Annotated in this window: 13 protein-coding genes; 5 read left to right on the top strand and 8 right to left on the bottom strand. The window is 71.4% G+C overall.

From position 1 onward, the window contains the following. The first annotated feature begins 151 nt into the window (after window positions 1–151). Both D9599_RS20075 and D9599_RS20080 read left to right on the top strand, forming a co-directional pair. Window positions 152–1,702, top strand: a complete 1,551-nt coding sequence (locus D9599_RS20075) for an S-layer family protein (RefSeq protein WP_198383068.1) — start codon at window positions 152–154, stop codon at window positions 1,700–1,702. 170 nt (window positions 1,703–1,872) lie between these two features. Beyond that, window positions 1,873–3,906: a hypothetical protein gene (locus D9599_RS20080; RefSeq protein ID WP_232480708.1), complete on the top strand. Its 2,034-nt coding sequence runs from the start codon at window positions 1,873–1,875 to the stop codon at window positions 3,904–3,906. Between the two features lie 477 nt (window positions 3,907–4,383). Here the strand turns inward: D9599_RS20080 and glk are convergent, their stop codons facing one another. From glk to D9599_RS20115, 7 genes are all read right to left on the bottom strand, one after another. Next, entirely contained in the window at window positions 4,384–5,313 is a 930-nt protein-coding gene (glk, locus tag D9599_RS20085; RefSeq protein ID WP_232480709.1) for a glucokinase, read from the bottom strand. A gap of 2 nt (window positions 5,314–5,315) precedes the next feature. Continuing rightward, window positions 5,316–6,278, bottom strand: a complete 963-nt coding sequence (locus D9599_RS20090) for a 1-phosphofructokinase family hexose kinase (RefSeq protein ID WP_198383069.1) — start codon at window positions 6,276–6,278, stop codon at window positions 5,316–5,318. 520 nt (window positions 6,279–6,798) lie between these two features. Beyond that, on the bottom strand, window positions 6,799–7,788 hold the full coding sequence (locus D9599_RS20095; RefSeq protein ID WP_198383070.1) for a UDP-glucuronic acid decarboxylase family protein: 990 nt from the start codon (window positions 7,786–7,788) through the stop codon (window positions 6,799–6,801). Between the two features lie 410 nt (window positions 7,789–8,198). Continuing rightward, a complete protein-coding gene (murJ, locus tag D9599_RS20100) occupies window positions 8,199–9,743 on the bottom strand; it encodes a murein biosynthesis integral membrane protein MurJ (RefSeq protein ID WP_198383071.1) in 1,545 nt (514 codons plus the stop codon). Window positions 9,744–9,756: 13 nt separating this feature from the next. Continuing rightward, entirely contained in the window at window positions 9,757–10,758 is a 1,002-nt protein-coding gene (trpS, locus tag D9599_RS20105) for a tryptophan--tRNA ligase (protein ID WP_198383072.1), read from the bottom strand. Window positions 10,759–10,959: 201 nt separating this feature from the next. Beyond that, window positions 10,960–12,312 (bottom strand): ATP-binding protein, encoded by a 1,353-nt coding sequence (locus D9599_RS20110; protein ID WP_309228670.1) that lies wholly within the window; start codon window positions 12,310–12,312, stop codon window positions 10,960–10,962. A gap of 49 nt (window positions 12,313–12,361) precedes the next feature. Then, the gene (locus tag D9599_RS20115) at window positions 12,362–13,513 is read right to left on the bottom strand and encodes a penicillin-binding protein activator (RefSeq protein ID WP_198383073.1); all 1,152 of its coding nucleotides are present in this window, start codon (window positions 13,511–13,513) and stop codon (window positions 12,362–12,364) included. Between the two features lie 128 nt (window positions 13,514–13,641). On the opposite strand from D9599_RS20115, the gene rsmI reads away from it, so the two are divergent. Both rsmI and D9599_RS20125 read left to right on the top strand, forming a co-directional pair. Then, window positions 13,642–14,529: a 16S rRNA (cytidine(1402)-2'-O)-methyltransferase gene (gene rsmI, locus D9599_RS20120; RefSeq protein ID WP_198383104.1), complete on the top strand. Its 888-nt coding sequence runs from the start codon at window positions 13,642–13,644 to the stop codon at window positions 14,527–14,529. 118 nt (window positions 14,530–14,647) lie between these two features. Next, entirely contained in the window at window positions 14,648–15,805 is a 1,158-nt protein-coding gene (locus D9599_RS20125; protein ID WP_232480710.1) for a glycosyltransferase family 2 protein, read from the top strand. 54 nt (window positions 15,806–15,859) lie between these two features. Here the strand turns inward: D9599_RS20125 and D9599_RS20130 are convergent, their stop codons facing one another. Further along, complete coding sequence (locus tag D9599_RS20130) at window positions 15,860–16,057, bottom strand: hypothetical protein (protein WP_198383074.1); 198 nt, start codon at window positions 16,055–16,057, stop codon at window positions 15,860–15,862. A 244-nt stretch (window positions 16,058–16,301) separates the two neighbouring features. On the opposite strand from D9599_RS20130, the gene D9599_RS20135 reads away from it, so the two are divergent. Continuing rightward, entirely contained in the window at window positions 16,302–17,012 is a 711-nt protein-coding gene (locus tag D9599_RS20135) for a restriction endonuclease (protein ID WP_198383075.1), read from the top strand. The last annotated feature ends 29 nt before the right edge of the window (window positions 17,013–17,041 follow it).

The following is a 17,041-nucleotide window of genomic DNA, read 5'->3' on the forward strand; positions in this document are numbered from 1 at the left end:
AGCGCAACCAGGCCGGCGCGCCCGTGCGGCCCGGTCGGCGATCAACAAGTCTCACGGCTGGGAGCAGGATGATGCGGTTCAAGTCCACACCAAGTGACGGCCAGGGCCGGATCGGGGCCCGCCGTGAGGCCGTGACCGAGGTGCGCCCGTCATGAGCGGCATCGCGGATCTCTCCGTCACCCAGATCCCTGGGCTCTCGACCACCGTCATCCAAGGCCTGACGACGACCTCGATCGGCGTCCTGAGCACGAGTCAGATCGGCGCGCTGACGACCACCCAGATGCGCGCCCTGACGACGACGCAGCTCGGCGCGCTCACCACGACCCAGCTCGGCGGCCTCAGGTCCACCCAGCTCGCCGCGCTCTCCACCACCCAGCTCGGCGGCCTCACCGAGACCGAGCTCGGCGCGCTCACCACGACGCAGGTCGCAGGCCTCACCTCCACCCAGCTGCGCACCCTCAGCACCACCCAGCTCGGCGGCCTCACCTCCACCCAGCTCGGCGCCCTCACCACCGCCCAGATCGGCGGCCTCACCACCACCCAGCTCGGCGCCCTCACCACCACGCAGGTCGCAGGCCTCAGGTCCACCCAGCTCGCCGCGCTCTCCACCACCCAGCTCGGCGGCCTCACCACCGACGAGCTCGGCGCGCTCACCACTACTCAGCTCGCCGGCCTCACCTCCGCCCAGCTCGGCACCCTCACCACCACCCAGCTCGCCGGCCTCACCGCCGCCCAGCTCGGCGCCCTCAACTCCGCCCAGCTCGCAGGCCTCAGGTCCACCCAACTCGGCGCCCTCGACACCACCCAGCTCGCAGGCCTCACCTCCACGCAGCTGAGCTCGCTCACTGCCACCCAGATCGTCGGCTTCGAAACCACCGACCTTGCGGCACTGACGACGACGCAGATCCTCGGATTGAAGACGGCGGTCCTTGCCGCTCTCACGACGACCCAGGTCGGCGGCCTCACTTCCACTCAGCTGGGCGCCCTCACCACCACCCAGATCGGCGGCCTCACCACTACCGAGCTTGGAACACTGGATACGACCCAGCTCGGCGGGCTCACCTCCACCCATGTGGCGGCGCTCTCCACCGCCCAACTCCGCGGCCTCACCTCCGCCCAGGTGGCAGCGCTCAGCACGACGCAGATCGGCGGGCTAAAGTCCACGCAGCTGTCGGCACTCACCACCACACAGATCAGCGGTATGGAAACAACCGATATCGCGGTGCTCACGACCACTCAGTTCGCCGGCCTGAAATCCACGCAGCTGGCAGCGCTGGACACGACCCAGGTCGGCGCGCTGGAGTCCACGCAATTGGGGGCCCTGACCACATCCCAGATCGGCGGCCTGACCTCCACGGATATCGCGGTGCTGACCACCACCCAGTTCGGTGGCCTCACCTCGACAACCATCAAGGCACTGACCACGACCCAGATTGGCGGCCTGACCACCACACAGATCGGCGCGCTCAGCACGACCCAGGTCGGCGGCCTGACGAGCGCGGAGATCGCCTCGCTTACCACCACCCAGGCAGGCGGCTTCACCACCACGGCGATCGCGGCCTTCTCCACGAGCCAGATTTCGGGCTTCAACTCGTCGGATATCGCCGCGCTCACGACCACCCAGGGCGCCGCCTTCACCACCACCCAGGTGCAGTCCATGAACACGTCCCAGGTGAACGCGCTGCTGACGCTGCTGAGCTGAGCACCGGGCGGGCCGGGGCATCTCCCGGCCCGCTCCTTCATCCACCCGCGCCTGGTCGTCGCATCGGGTTGCCCAAGGGGGCGCGGGGCAGCAAATTCGTGAAAAAGGCGGAACGGTTAAGGCCAGGGGATCGGCCGGGCCGACGCGGGATCCAAGAAGGAGTTGCTTCCTTGTCCGAAGCGGAATTCCAAGCCCCTCTGCTCCAGCCCGGCGCGGCGGAGTTGGCGGCAGCCCTGGCCCGGATCCAGGCCCGGCTGATGACGGCCGAGGAGCTGATCGGCGAGGCGGGCCGCCTTGCCGCGCAGGACCTGCTCTTCGCTGTCACGCTCTACAAGACCTGGCTCGCCCTCAACGCCGGGCATCCCGGTGCGCCGGCGATCTACTTCAACTACGCGGTCTGTCTCTCCGACTCCGGTGATCTGCCCGGCGCCATCAACGCCCTGCGGGAGACGATCCGCATCAAGCCGGATTTCGGCCCGCCGCACATCAACCTGGGTGGCCTGCTGGAGCGGATGGGCCAAGCCGGGCCTGCCGTGGAAACCTGGCTGGCCTTCGCGAACGCGCAGTCCGGCGTGACGCCGGACGCGCTGAACTACAAGCTGCTCGCGCTGAAGCAGGCCGGCCGCGTGCTCGAAGCCGCGCAGGAGGACACCGCTGCCGAGGACGCGCTCCGCCAATCCCTCGAACTGAACCATGACCAGCCCGACGTGGTGCAGCACCTGATCGCGCTGCGGCAGCGGCAGTGCAAGTGGCCCGTCCTGGCCGCGAGCAACCGGCTCGAGCAGCCGAAGCTCCAATCCGCCATCTCGCCGCTCTCCGCTGCCTACCTCACCGACGATCCCGTCTTCCATCTCGCCACGGCCTACAACTATGCCCGTCGTTCCCTCGGCCGTCCGCCGCGCCCGCGCCTGATGGAGGTTCCGCGCGCCCCCGAGCCGGGGCGCCGCCTGCGGGTCGGCTATCTCTCCTCCGACCTGCGGGACCACGCCGTCGGCTTCGCGATGACCGACGTGCTAGAATCGCACAACCGCGAGAACATCGAGGTCTTCGCCTACTACTGCGGTATCAACACCGCGGATGAGACGCACCGGCGCTCGAAGCGCGCGGTGGATCATTGGACCGACCTGAACGGCATCGACGATGCCCGCGCGGCCCAGCTCATCCGCCAGCACGGCATCGATATCCTGGTGGACCTCAACGGCTACACGAAGGATGCGCGCACGAAGGTCTTCGCCATGCGCCCGGCGCCGATCGCGGTGAACTGGTTCGGATTTCCCGGTTCGATGGGCAGCCCTTACCACCACTACATCGTCGCCGATGACGTGATCATCCCGCCGGAGAGCGAGGCCTACTATTCCGAGAGGGTTCTCCGCCTGCCCTGCTACCAGCCGAACGACCGCAAGCGCGTGATCGGCCCGGCGCTCACGCGCCAGCAGGTCGGCCTGCCGGAGGACGCCTTCGTGTTCTGCTGCCTCAACGGCATGCAGAAGCTGACGCCGCGCTGCTTCGCCCGCTGGATGACCATCCTGCGCGCGGTGCCGGGAAGCGTTCTCTGGCTGTTCAGCGGCACCGCCGACACCAACGAGCGGCTGCGCGCCCAGGCACTGGCCGCCGGCGTCGCGCCGGATCGGCTGATTTTCGCCGGCCGCATGCCCAACCCGCAGCATCTGGCGCGCATGCAGCTCGCCGACCTGTTCATCGACAACTTTCCCTATGGCGCGCACACGACCGCGTCGGACGCCCTCTGGGTCGGGTTGCCCATCCTCGCGCTCTCGGGCCGCAGCTTCGCCACGCGCGTCTGCGCCAGCCTCGTCACCGCGGCCAGGCTGCCTGAGATGGTCTGCCACACGCCGGAGAGCTACGTCGCGCGGGCCATCGAACTCGCGCAGGACAGGCAGCAGCTGGCGGCCCTCCGCGCCCGACTGAGGGCGAACCGCGACACCTGCATCCTCTTCGACACGCCCGGCCTGGTCCGCTCTCTCGAAGCGCTCTACGGTCAGATGCAGGAGGATCGTCGCGCCGGCACGCTGCCCCGCCCGGATCTCGCCAACCTCGACATCTACCACGAGATCGCCGCGGCCGAGGATCTGGACGCCATGGAAACGCTCGACGCCGCCGCCTATCTCGCCCGCTACCAGGAGCGCCTGGCCGAGCTCGACGCCGACTTCCCGATCCGCCCGGATGGGCGCCTGTGGCGTCGCTAGGACGCGCCGCTTCTCCCTGCCGGGTGCCTCTCGAAGCAGGCCTCAGCCTTGGTCGCCATTCAGGATCAAGGCTGCGCTCAGTCGAAGGTAACTCACGCCGGAGAGGGTTCCGCCTGACCGTTATGTGGCTGATGACCAGGAGAGAAGGCAGGAATCTCGCTCCCCGGGCTCCCCTCCATCGTCAGCGTAGTCGGCGTCACGCCGAGGTGCCGCGAGCAGGGCTAGCCTTCGGCGTTCGGCGCATTGCTCCAAGCCCTGGCGCCGGGGCGGCGCACCGTAAGCAGCTCCCTGCGTCCCAACAGGCTCGTGCGGGAGCGGACGCTTCGTGAATGATCCCCCAGGGTTTGCTTACGTCACGGTACGGCCGAACCGCGCGAAACCTCGCCCAGCCCTTCAGCGCGCCCTCATACCCGTCACCTGCCGCGCCGCTTGATGCCCGAACTCGAGCCAGGTCCCGCAGGCGGCGGCCTGCCGCTTCTAGTCGGCCAAGTGTAAAGCCGCGCCGAGCAGCCCGATATGGGGCCGCATCACCTGGTCCACCGGCACTGTGTCCAGGTAACGCGCGAACCGCCCTTTTTCCGTGAAGCCGCGAACAACTGCATCCACGTTCAACAATGGCCCTAGATTGCGGCAAAGCCCCCCTGTGATATGCACGCCACCGTCGGCGAGCAATGTCAGCGCCAGGTTTCCCGCCGTCGCGCCCAATATGGCAGAGAACATCCTCACTGCCTCCAGGCATGGCGCGCAATCCCCAGCCGCCCGCTCGCTGACCTCGAGCGGGGAGCCGAACCGCTCCTTGCGCCCCTCTATCTCGGCAAGGACATTCGCCAGCCGAAGCAGCCCCGGCCCGGAGAGCAGCCGCTCAGTCGAGACGTGCCCGAACTCCCGCCGAAGCCTGGCAAGAACCTCCGCCTGCCGCTCGTCCTGCGGGGAGAAGGAGCTGTGTCCAGCCTCGCTGGGCAGGACCCGCGCCGTCTCCCCCTCTCCCAGCAGGAAGGCCACCCCCAGGCCGGTGCCCGGCCCGATCACAACCTGAGGCCGTCCGGGCTTGCCCACCAAACCCGGCCTCAGCGACCGAAAATCGCCTCTCTTCAACCCGTGAACCGCCCAGGCCTGTGCGACGAAGTCGTTGATCACGGCCAGATGCCGAAGCCCCAGCTGTTCCCGCGCCTCCGGGACGGTGAAGCGCCAGGGACTGTTCGTGAAAGCCACAACATCCCCCAGCACGGGCGTCGCCACAGCGAAGACCGCCTCATCCACGCTCCGTCCTGCGAGATAGGCCAGCGCCGCCTCGACCAGGCCGGGAAAATCGCGCACCGACAGCTTCCGCTCATCCTGCGGCAGGCCTCCCCGCTCGCAAAGGGCGAAGCGAGCGTTGGTGCCACCGATATCGCCGACGAGCCGCATGTTCAGCCTTCCTCTCCCAACGACAGGCTCATGGGGACCTGCCGAATACGCCGCCGCAAGGTCACCACATCGTCGCGCCGCGGATGCGCCGTGCCGGCACTGGACACCGCCGCCGCACCTGCCGCCACGCCCCAGGCAAAGGCATCATCAACGGCGCGGCCCTGTGCCAGGCCCAGTGTCATCGCTGCCAGGAAGCTGTCACCAGCTCCCACCGCGCCGCGTACCATCACGTCCAGCGCGGGCAGCCGGAGCGTCCCCTCGGCCGTCGCCAGCAGCGCTCCCTGATGGCCCAGCGTCACGGCCAGGCAGCGTAGCTTGCCCGAGCGCACCCATTTCAGCGCTTCCTCCTCCAACCGCGCCGGATCCCCTAGCTCGTGCCCCACGAGGGCCTCGAACTCTCCCTGGCTCGGCTTTGCCAACTCTACTCCGCCCGCCTCCAGTGCCATCCGTAGTGGGGCACCGGAGGTATCGAGCACGAAGCGCATTCCCCGCCGCGCCGCGATGGCCGCCACCCGCGCGTAAAAGTCGTCTGGCACCCCTGCCGGCAAGCTGCCGCTCGCCACCAGCCAGCCCGCGCCCACGGTGTCCAACGTCGCCAGGGCCGCGCTCCACTCGTCCTCGCGGATGTGCGGTCCCTCGGGCACGAAGCGGTATTCCTGACCCGCCCCCAGATCGAGCACCGTCTGGCTGATCCGTGTGCGGCCCTCGATGGGGATGCTCTTCCGCGGGACTCCTGCCTCGTCCAACAGCTCCTCCAGGAAGCGTCCTGTCACGCCGCTGGCCAGGATCACTGCCAGGGTTTCGCCGCCAAGCTCACGCACGACGCGCGATACGTTCACTCCGCCGCCGCCCGGATCCTGCCGCTCGTTGAAGGTCCGCACCTTGCGCACGGGCTGCACCGCCCTGGCTTCGCTCGCGATATCGATCGTCGGGTTCAGCGTCAGTGTTGCGATCAACGGGGGCATAATAGCGCTCTCCTGGGCCAGATACCGGATGTGAAGCAGACACGCCGCCTCTCCGGCGCATCCTGTATTACCCGCTCTGCGCCGGATCAGCGTCTTCCGTTTGGATCAGCCGCCCAGTGGGAGAGCAACAGCGGAAGCGTTCGCTGGCAGAGTTGGCCGCCAAGGTCACCTGCCATCCGCTACGAGCGCCGGGACGGCATCCACCCTGAGGAGCTCGGCAAGGTTGCGCGCCGTGGCAGCTGTACCGTGCCGCGAGCAAACCTTGCTCTTGCCAGATGTGGCGGCGCAGGGGCTGCGAAGCCGGTGTCGCCGCCCGCACAGGCTCGCGCCCGCGCGGCCCGCGCCTGACCAGCAGGATGAGTTGGCGCGCCCACCCGCTGGATCACAAGATCAGGCCCCTCGCAAGGAGGCAGCACACCGCCCGATCCCAGGAGGCCGAAGCACCCGCCGCTCCTGCGCCGCAGCGGCCCAGGCCCGAAATGCGAGGGCCAGCGCCCCCGCTCCTCGCACGCCTGATCCCTCAGAGCAGCGCAGCACTCCTGCGCGGCTGTGCCTCGCCGCCGGCAGAGAGCAGCCGGTCGAAATAGGCGATCGTGCGCTCCAGCCCGAGCTCCAGCTTCACGTTCGGCGCCCAGCCCAGCAGCTCGCGCGCCTTGGTGATGTCCGGGCAGCGCTGCGTCGGGTCATCCTGCGGCCTCGGGCGGAAGACGAGGCGGGAACGCGATCCCGTCAGCAGGAGAATGCGCTCGGCCAGCTCGCGCACCGTGATCTCGTGCGGGTTGCCGAGGTTGATCGGCCCCGTCACCGCCGCCGGCGTCCCCATGATGCGCCGGAAGCCCTCGATGAGGTCGTCGACATAGCAGAAGGCCCGCGTCTGCTCGCCGTCGCCGTAGAGGGTGATCTCCTCGCCGCGCAGCGCCTGGACGATGAAGTTCGACACCACCCGCCCGTCGTCAGGATGCATCCGCGGCCCGTAAGTGTTGAAGATCCGCACCACCTTGATCTGCAGCCCGTGCTGGCGGTGATAGTCGAAGAAGAGTGTTTCCGCGCAGCGCTTGCCCTCGTCGTAGCAGGCGCGGGGGCCGAGCGTGTTCACGTTGCCCCAGTACTCCTCGCGCTGCGGGTGCACCGTCGGGTCACCGTAGATCTCGCTCGTGGAGGCCTGCATCACCGGCACGCGCAGCCGCTTGGCAAGGCCGAGCACGTTGATCGCGCCGATCACGCTCGTCTTCGTCGTCTGCACGGGGTCGTGCTGGTAGTGCACGGGGGAGGCCGGGCAGGCGAGGTTATAGATCTCGTCCACCTCGACATAGAGCGGGAAGGTCACGTCATGCCGCATCAGCTCGAAGCGCGGGTTGCCGAGGAGGTGCGCGATGTTGGCGCGCCGCCCCGTGAAGAAGTTGTCCACGCAGAGCACCTCGTGCCCGTCCTGCAGCAGCCTCTCGCAGAGATGGGACCCGAGGAAGCCCGCGCCGCCCGTGACCATGACGCGCTTGCTGATGAGGCTCATTGATTGGTCCTTCATGTTGCCACGGATAGTCGGAGGATGAGGTGCGCGGGGCCCCGCCCGCCCCTTCGCGACGGGATCGAGGGGGCACGGCGTAAGGTGGCGAGGGCGTTGGTTCGGGGGCGCGGCCCGGCCAGGGCGCATCGCATGGTCAGCGGCATCCGCGCAGGGGCGCCACGGCGGAACTGCGGCTGATCGCCCGGACTTCGCCCATGCGCAGGACCCTTCCCGGACCGATCCACCCCATACGGGCGTTCCCGACCGAGCGCCTCCGCCCCGAGCATAAGGGCGCGCTGAGCGGCGCCGCAAGCGGACCCTATCCGTTCCTTCCCGCCGCCCCTTGCAGCGTCCTTGCTCATGCCCTGACTTTCCGGCTGAACGTCCGCAATCCTAATGCCCCAGGAGTAAACCCTTCATGGAGACGCCGGCGCGGCGCGCCGCCGCCTGATCTCCGCCAGGTGCAACGCACCGATTGCCTGCGCGATCCCGAAATACGTCACCAGCCCCACCGCGACATACATCGCCAGCACCGCCAGCCGCATGGTCGACCCAACCGGCTCCGGCACCACCGCGCGCAGCGCCAGCAGCACCAGCGCCATGGCGAGCGTCGCGATCAGCAGCCGCGGCACGCGCCGTCGCAGCCGCCGGTCCGGCCGCCAAGCCTGCCGCCGCCGCAGCAGCCAGGCGAGAACGATCACGTTCACCCAGGCCGAAAGCCCCGTCGCCAGCGCGATCCCCACATGCGCGAGATAGCGTGTGAGAACGAGGTTCAGCGCGAGGTTCAACGCCACCACCGCCAGCCCCACCTTCACCGGCGTCGCCGTGTCCCCGCGCGCGAAGAAGCCGGGCACGAAGGCCTTTACCAGAATGAAGGCCGGCAGCCCCAGCGCGTAGGCCGTCAGCGCCGCCGCCGTCGCCGCCCCCTCCAGTTCCCCGAAGGCGCCGCGCACGAAAAGGCCCGAGATGATCGGCCAGGCCAGCAGCGCCTGCGCCGCGGCCGCCGGCAGCGCGAGAGCCAGTGAGAGCTCCAGCGCCCGGTTCATCGTGCGATGCGCGGAGAGCGGCTTGCCGCCCTGCAACTGCTTGGACAGCAGCGGCAGCATCGCCGTCCCCACCGCCGCCCCGATGACGCCGAGCGGCAGCTGCCCGATCCGGTCGGCGTAGTAGAGATAGGACACCGCCCCCGCCGGCAGCAGCGAGGAGATGATCACGTCCACCGCCAGGTTGAGCTGCGTCACACCTGCGCCGATCAGCCCCGGCCCCATCCGCCTGAGCACCGCCCGCACCTCCGGCGTCATGCGCGGGCGGGAGACGATCCGCATCGGCATCCCCGCCCGCGCGACCGCCACCCAGACGAGCAGCAGCTGCGCCGCCCCCGAGACCGTCACCCCCCAGGCTAGCGCGTGCCCGGGCGTCGCGACGAAGGGCGAGAGCGCGAAGAGCGCGCCCATGGAGAGCAGGTTGAACAGCACCGGCGCGCCGGCCGCGGCCGCGAAGCGGTCCAGCCCGTTCAGCACGCCCGAGACGAGCGCGGTGAGGCAGATGAAGACGAGGTAGGGAAAGGTGATCCGCGTCATCTCGACCGCCAGCTCGAAGCGCAGCGGGTCGTCGGTGAAGCCAGGCGCCAGCACCGTCATCACCTGCGGCATGAAGAGGATGCCCAGGGTCGCCAGCAGCGTCAGCCACAGCGTCATCAGCGTGGACATGCGCTCGGCCAGCGCCCGCGCCTGCACGGGGCCGGAAACGGCCAGCGTGCCCGCGAAGGCCGGCACGAAGGCCGCGTTGAAGGCGCCCTCCCCGAAGAGCCGCCGGAACAGGTTCGGCAGCTTCAGGGCGATGAAGAAGGCGTCGGCGATCGGCCCCGCGCCGAGGCTGGCCGCGATCAGCATGTCCCGCAGGAAGCCGAGCGCGCGGCTGCCCAGCGTCCAGACGCCGACGGTGAGGATCCCCCTCAGCATGATGGGCAGGTCGTCAGCGCGGCGGCAGGAAGCCGACCAGCTCCTCCGCCTTCGCCACGATCGGCTCCGCGATCGCCCGCGCGCGCTCCGCGCCACGCCGCAGCAGCGCGTCCACCGCCCCCGGATCGTCAAGCAGCCGCCGCGTCTCCGCCGCGATGGGCGATAGATGCGCGGTCAGCGCGTCGGCCAGGATCCCCTTGAAAGTGCCGAAGCCCTGCCCGCCGTGCTGGCGCAGCACCCCCTCCGGCGTCGTGTCGGTGATGGCGGCCAGGATGCCCACCAGGTTCCGCGCCTCCGGCCGGTTCTCCAGTCCTTGCATCTCCGAGGGCAGCGGCTCCGGGTCGGTCTTCGCGCGGCGGATCTTGAGCGAGATCGTGTCCGCGTCGTCGGAGAGGTTGATGCGCGACTGGTCGGAGGGATCCGACTTGCTCATCTTCTTCGTGCCGTCGCGCAGCGACATCACGCGGGCCGCCACGCCCATGATATGCGCGTCGATATGCGGGAAGAACTCCACGCCGTAGTCGTGGTTGAACTTCTCGGCGATGTCGTTCGCCAGCTCCAGGTGCTGCTTCTGGTCCTCGCCCACCGGCACGCGCGTCGCGTGATAGGCGTGGATGTCGGCCGCCATCAGGTTCGGATAGACGTAGAGGCCCGCGCCCGCGTTGTCGCGGTCCTTGCCCGCCTTGTCCTTGAACTGCGTCATCCGGTTCAGCCAGCCGATCCGCGCCACGCAGTTGAAGATCCAGGCCAGGCGCGTGTGCGCGTGCACGTGGGACTGCACGAAGAGCGTGCAGCGCGCGGGGTCGAGCCCGCAGGCCAGCAGCGCCGCCGCCATGTCCCGCGTCTGCCGCGTCAGCTCGCGAGGGTCCTGCCACTGGGTGATCGCGTGCTGGTCCACCACGCAGAAGATCGCCTCGTGCGTGTCCTGCATCGGCACCCAGTTGCGGATGGCCCCCAGGTAGTTGCCGAGGGTGGGGACGCCGGAGGGCTGGATGCCCGAGAAGACACGCTGCATGGAAAGGGTTTCCTGGCCGGCCGGCAGTTGGAGCGCCGGGGGCTTCGTTGAGGGTGCCCCGCCCGAAGAAGGATGTCGGACCGGGGCGGGAGAAGAATTCCTCCCGGCGCCCCTTCTATTTTTTCGGCCCCGCCGGGACCAGGGCCGAACGGCGAAATCCTCGAACTTCCCCGGCGGTGCTGCCCCCCGGACCCACCACCCTCAATGCCCGGGCAGCCAGACCCGCATCGCCGTCCCCCGCCCCGGCTCGCTCTCGATCAGCAGCTGCCCGCGGTGGTGGGAGACGATGTGCTTCACGATGGCCAGCCCCAGTCCCGTGCCGCCCACGCCTCGCGAGCGCCCCGCATCCACGCGGTAGAAGCGCTCCGTCAGCCGCGGGATGTGCTCGCGCGCGATCCCCGGCCCGTCATCCGCCACCCGCAGCAGCACCCCCGGCGGCAACGCCCCCTCCGGCGCGGCCAGGACCCGGACGGAGAGCACCACCTGCCCGCCCTCCCGCCCGTAGCGCACCGCGTTCTCCATCAGGTTCCGCAACACCTGCGAGAGCTGCCCGGGATCGGCGGGCTCGGCCGTCGCGGGCTCCAGCTCCAGCGCCAGCCGCGCCCCCCGCGCGGCGAAGATCGGCGCCATCGCTTCCGCCTCCCCTCGCGCAAGCTCGTCCAGCCGGGCGCTGCCGGTCGGCGCCTGGTGCTCCGTCATCTCGATGCGCGAGAGGCCCAGCAGATCCTCGATCAGCCGCCGCATCCGCTCCGCCTGCTCGGCGATGATCTTGAGGAACCGCGCGCCCGCCTCGGCATCGCCCTCCGCCGGGCCCCGCAGCGTCTCCACGAAGCCCATGATGGAGGCGAGCGGCGTGCGCAACTCGTGGCTCGCATTGGCGACGAAATCCGCCCGCATCCGCTCCGCCGCCCGCGCCTGGGTGCGGTCCGCCAGCACCACCAGCAGCCGCCCCCCGTCCGAGAGCGGCGGGTCGAGCGGGATCACCTGCGTCGAGAGGTCACGCGGCACCGGCACCGGCAGCACCGCCTCCGCCACCTGCGGCACGCCCTCGGCCAGCGCCCGGTCCACGGCACCGGCGATGCCCGGGTGGCGCAGGAAGGCCGCGGTATCGGCCGTCGCGGCCGCAGGGCCCTCGCCGCCGAAGAAGCGGCGCGCAGCGGCATTCGCCCGCAGCGGCCGCCGGTCGGCCGCGAGCACGATCAGCGGGTCCGGCAGCGCCTCGATGATCGCGGCATCGGCGCGGCGCAGGCGTCCCACCATCTCCTCCCGCTCCGCGAGGCTCCGGGCCAGGCGCGCGGCCAATTCCGTCACCCGCCCCGCGGCCCGGGTAAGCGGGCGCGGGGTGGGGCCCGGTGCCCGCCCATCGGCCGCCGCCCGCAGGTCCGCCTCCAGCCCCGCCAGCGTCCTTACCCAGGACCAGCCGAGCAGGAAGGCCCCGATGGCTGTCACCAGCAGCCCCAGCAGCACCGCCCCTCCGTCCGCCCGGCCGGAAAGGCCGAGCACCAGCAGCACGAGCACCGGCACGCCGCCCAGCAGCCCGGCGGCGCGCAGCACGTCGGGCAGGGGCGGGCGCGGGGGGGTCAGGACCGGGCCGCCGCCAGGATTACGAGCCCGCCGCCCCCGGCATCAGCGGCGGCTCCACCATCTGCGGCTCCGCCCCGGGCGTCAGCGCGTAGACGGCCAGCGCCCGTTGCACCTGCCCGTTCGGCAGCAGCCGGAAGGCGCCCTCTGCCCCCTGCAGGGGCTCGCCGACCGGCAGCGCGGCGGGGGTGGTCGGATCGAAGGGTCGGACGGAGCGCAGCGCGGCCGAGGTCGCGTCATAGGCCGTGGCGGCCAGCCGCGGCGGCCGACTGCCGAAGGCCGCCTCGTAGCGCGCCTCGAAGGCCGCGCGCGCGCCGGGGTCAGGCCCGGGCACCAGGGCACCCGCCAGCGCCGGCTCGGAAGCCAGGGAGGCGTCCCCGGCCCAGAGCGCCGGCCCGCCGAGCCGCGTGGCAGGCGCGCCGACCCCGGCCGCGGCCAGCGCGGCGGCCATCTCGCGCGCCTGCGCCCCGCTCTCCCCGAGGATCAGCAGCCCGATCGCTTCCGTCCCCGCCTGGGCCACCACCTGCCCCGCCGCCTGCGGGCGGGATGCCGCGCCCGGATAGGTCACGATCACCGGCGGCGACATCCCGGCCTCGCGCGAGGCATTGCGCAGCGCGTTCGCGAGCTGCCGCGTGAAGGGCCCGTCCGGCCCCGCCAGCCCCATGCGCCGGACCCCCGCCGCCTGCGCCGAGACCAGCAGCCGCCGCACCTGCTGCGAGGGCGTCAGGCCCGCGGCCCAGACGCCGTTGCCCGCCTGCTCCACGTCGTTGGTGAAGGCGATCACCGGCACCCCCGCCGCCCTCGCCTGCCCGGCCGCAGCCGTGGTCTCGGAGCCGGTCAGCGGCCCCACCACCACCCGCGCGCCCTCCGCCAGCGCCGAGCGCACTGCCTCCGAGGCGCCGCCGGAGGAACCCGTGGTGTCGCGCGGCACCAGCTCCACCCCGCGCGCGCCCGATTCGAACAGCGCCATCGTGGCCGCGTTCAGCATGGCCGGTCCCAGCGCCGCCTGCGGCCCGCTCATCGGCAGCAGCACCGCGACCCGCGCGACCGGCGCCTGGGTGGGCGCCTGCGGCCCACCGGCGAAGAGCGGCGCGGCGGGCCCGCCATAGAACTGGGCGCGCGGAACTTGCGGCGCGCAGGCCGCCAGGCCCACAAGGGCCAGCAGCGCCGCCACGGCGCTCAGGCCCCGGATTGGGCGCGGGAACGGGCGGGGGACGCGGATTGCCGGACTGGAAGACCGGGGGGCCAGGGCAGGGCCCCGGAACAGATCAGGATGCAAGCGAGCCCCCTTCTGGTGAGGAACTGGGTGCCGGGGGCCCGGTTCTCGGCGCGTCCGCCGGGCTGGCTCCCGGGTTATGGCTGGTCGCGACCCCCATCGGCAACCTGGGAGACCTTTCCTCCCGCGCAGTCGTGACCCTGCGCGGCGCCGAACTCATCCTCTGCGAGGACACGCGCGTCACCGCGCCCCTCCTCGCCCGCCACGGCATCTCCGCGCCTCTCCAGCCCCTGCACGACCACAACGAGGGGCGCGAGGTGCCGCGCCTGCTGGAGCGCCTTCTCGGCGGCGCCCGCATCGCCCTCGTCTCCGATGCCGGCACGCCGCTGGTCAGCGACCCCGGCTACCGCCTCGCCCGCGCCGCCATGGAGGCCGGCGCCCCCGTTTCCGCCGTGCCCGGCCCCAACGCGGCGGTCATGGCCCTCACCCTCTCCGGCCTGCCGCCCCAGCCCTTCCTCTTCATGGGCTTCCTGCCCCCGCGCGAGGGTGCCCGCGCCGAGGCCATTGGGCGGCTTCGCGCCGCTGAAGCCGCCGGCCTCGCCGCCACCCTCATCTTCTTTGAGGCCCCGCACCGCCTCGCCGAATGCCTGGCCTCTCTCGCGACGGGCTTCGGCGACCGCCCCGCCGCCGTCGCGCGCGAGCTGACGAAGCGCTTCGAGGAGGTGCGCCGCGCCTCCCTGCCCGAACTCGCCGCCCACTACGCCGCCCATCCGGCGCGCGGCGAGATCGTCGTCGTCGTCGGTCCGGCCCCCGAGACCACCGGCGGCGCCGAGGAGGTGGATGACCGGCTCCGCGCCGCCCTCGCCGCCGGCCAGTCCCTGCGCGACGCCGCCGCCATGGTTGCCGCCGCCACCGGCCTGCCCCGTCGCCAGGTCTATGCCCGCGCCCTCGAACTCGGGCGCGAGGAGGGCTGAGGGCCGGCACGGCAGCCTGCCGCTCGCCGGCGGGCAAAGGGCACGTGGGCCGTGCATCCAACCCGTTGCCTTCGCGCGCGTCGCGGCCTAGCGAGGGCGCGGGACCAGGAGAACCCGGTTGAGCAACGCGCTGGCAGCCTCGCCCTTCCACGGCGAACCCGCCCCCCGGGTGCTCGAGGTCCCCGTGATCCTCGTCGGCTTCAACCGCCCCGCCTATCTTGACCGCGTCTGCGCCTCCCTTCTCCACCAGCGCGGCGTCGCCCTCGATCCCCGCCGCGTCTTCCTCCTGCAGGACGGCGCCGTCTCCCCCCGCACCGGCCTGCGCTACGCCGAGGACGCCGAGATCGAGGCCTCCATCGCCGCCTTCCGCGCCCATTTCCCGCGCGGCCAGGTAGCGGCCTCCCGCGTCAACCTCGGCATCGCCGCCAATATCCGCCGCGGCGAGGTCCTCGCCTTCGAGGCGCTCGGCGCCGACTGCGCATATTTCTTCGAGGACGACCTTGAGCTCGGCCCCGAATACCTCCGCATCATGGAGGAGTTGCGCGCCGTCGCGGACCGCGACCCGCGCATCGGCTACTTCGCCGCCTATGGCGACCACAATGCCCTACCCCCCGGCCCTGAGGCCTGGCTGGTCATGCTGGACCACCATTGGGCCTTCGGCCTGAAGCGCGAGCCCTGGCGGCGCCTGCGCGAATGGATGGCACCCTACGACGCCATCCTCGAGGGGGCCGACTACACCTGGCGCGACCACATGGCGATCTACCGCTGGATGGAGGGCCTCGACGTCGCGGGCCCGCACACCTCGCAGGACGCGATCAAGACGATCGGCTGCCACGCCCTCGGCATCGCCCGGGTGATGACCGACGTGTGCTTCGGCCGCTACATCGGCGCCAAGGGCGCCTCCTTCCACCAGGCGCGCTTCAACGACCTCGGCTTCGACCGCATGCGATGGGTTGAAGGCGCGGAGCACCATGTCGCCGCCGGCGTCGGCAGCCAGGTGGCCGGCATCATCGCGGACGCCCGCAAGCGACAGCGCAACTTTCGCCGCAATGAATTCGCCGCCTTGCTGGAGCAGCAAGGCCGAAGGCGCCTCGAGCGCAACCGCCTGGCCAGCCGCGAAGACGTGGCGGCCCTCTTCCGCTGGCTGCTCGACCGCGAGGCGGAAGAGGCCGCCCTCGATCTCTACGCCGAACGCTACTCGGTGCGGCAGGTGCGCGAATTCCTGCTGACCAGTCCGGAATTCCGCGGGCGCAATCCCCTGCCGCGCGAGAGCTGAGCCCCGGCGGCTCCGAGAGAGGGCAGAACCCCCTCCGGAGACCGCAAGCGCCCCTCAGCTCCCCCTCTTTTCCGGCCCGTCCGTCTCCGCCTGTCCTTGCGGCTGTCCCGGTTCGGGGCGACTGCCGCCGCCGAGTTGTTCCAGCTTCCTCTTCACCCGCTGGTCCTCCTCCGTCAGCGGTGGCGGGTATTTCGGCGCCACGCCGGGCGGCACGGAATCACCGGGATCGTGGTCTTTCTCGCCATGCGCCATCGACCGGTCCCTCCTTGATGAACTCCTCGCAGGAGCGTCCCCGCGCCGGGCCGGTTGCAATGAGGCGCCAAGTGGTTGTCCCCACGGAAGGTTTTTCGCGTGAAGGTTAGACTCCCTTGTTGAAGTCCGCTCTGAGGAACGGCACGTAAAACCCCTGTCCGGGCGCTGATCCGCCGAGTCGCAAGGCCTGGGCAGGCCGCCGGCGGCCCGCCGGAGTGACGAAGGCGGTAGGGAGGGGACCGGGATGGTGCTGCTTCTCGCCGCCATCGCCCTTCTCGGCCTCGCCGCCCTGCTGGTGCTCGTCCACGCCGTGCCGGTGGAGCCGGCGGCCCCGGAGCCGCTTCCCACCCTCACCCCCCGCCAGTTCGAGCAGCACTGCGGCGATGTCCTGGCCGCCCGCGGCTGGTCGGTCGCCGTCGGGCGCGGCTCGGGCGACCAGGGAGTGGACGTGCTGGCGCGGAAGGACGGGCGCGCGCTGGTGATCCAGTGCAAGCTCCACGCACGGCCCGTGGGCAACAAGGCCGTGCAGGAGGCCCTGGCGGGGCGCGGCTATGCGGGAGCGGACGCGGCGGCGGTCGTCTCCAACGCGCCCTATACGGCCGCGGCCCACGCCCTTGCGGCGCGCGTCGGCGTGCTGCTGCTGAACGTGGCGGACCTGCCGCGGATCGAGCGCCTGATTGAGTGGCCTGAGACGCCGGCCACACCGCTTCCGGAGGCAGCGCCGACCCGCCCGCGCCGGCGCCGCACCCGCCGACCCGCCGCGCGGCCCGCGCGCCGCATCCCCGCCCGTCCGCTGGCCGCCGCGATCCTCGCCGGGATCATCCTCTTCATGCCGAGGATGGCGCCCGAGCCCCCCGCCCCCCCGCGGGCGATCGCGCGCCCCGCCCCGCCGAGGCCGCCCGCCGTGGTCGAGCAGCCGGAGATCGCTCCGTCCCGCGCACGGCGCGCGGCCTAGCTGGAAGCGGGGATCGACGGCCGGCCCGC

The sequence above is a fragment of the Roseomonas sp. KE2513 genome (genome assembly GCF_016107305.1).
Lineage (GTDB): Bacteria > Pseudomonadota > Alphaproteobacteria > Acetobacterales > Acetobacteraceae > Roseomonas.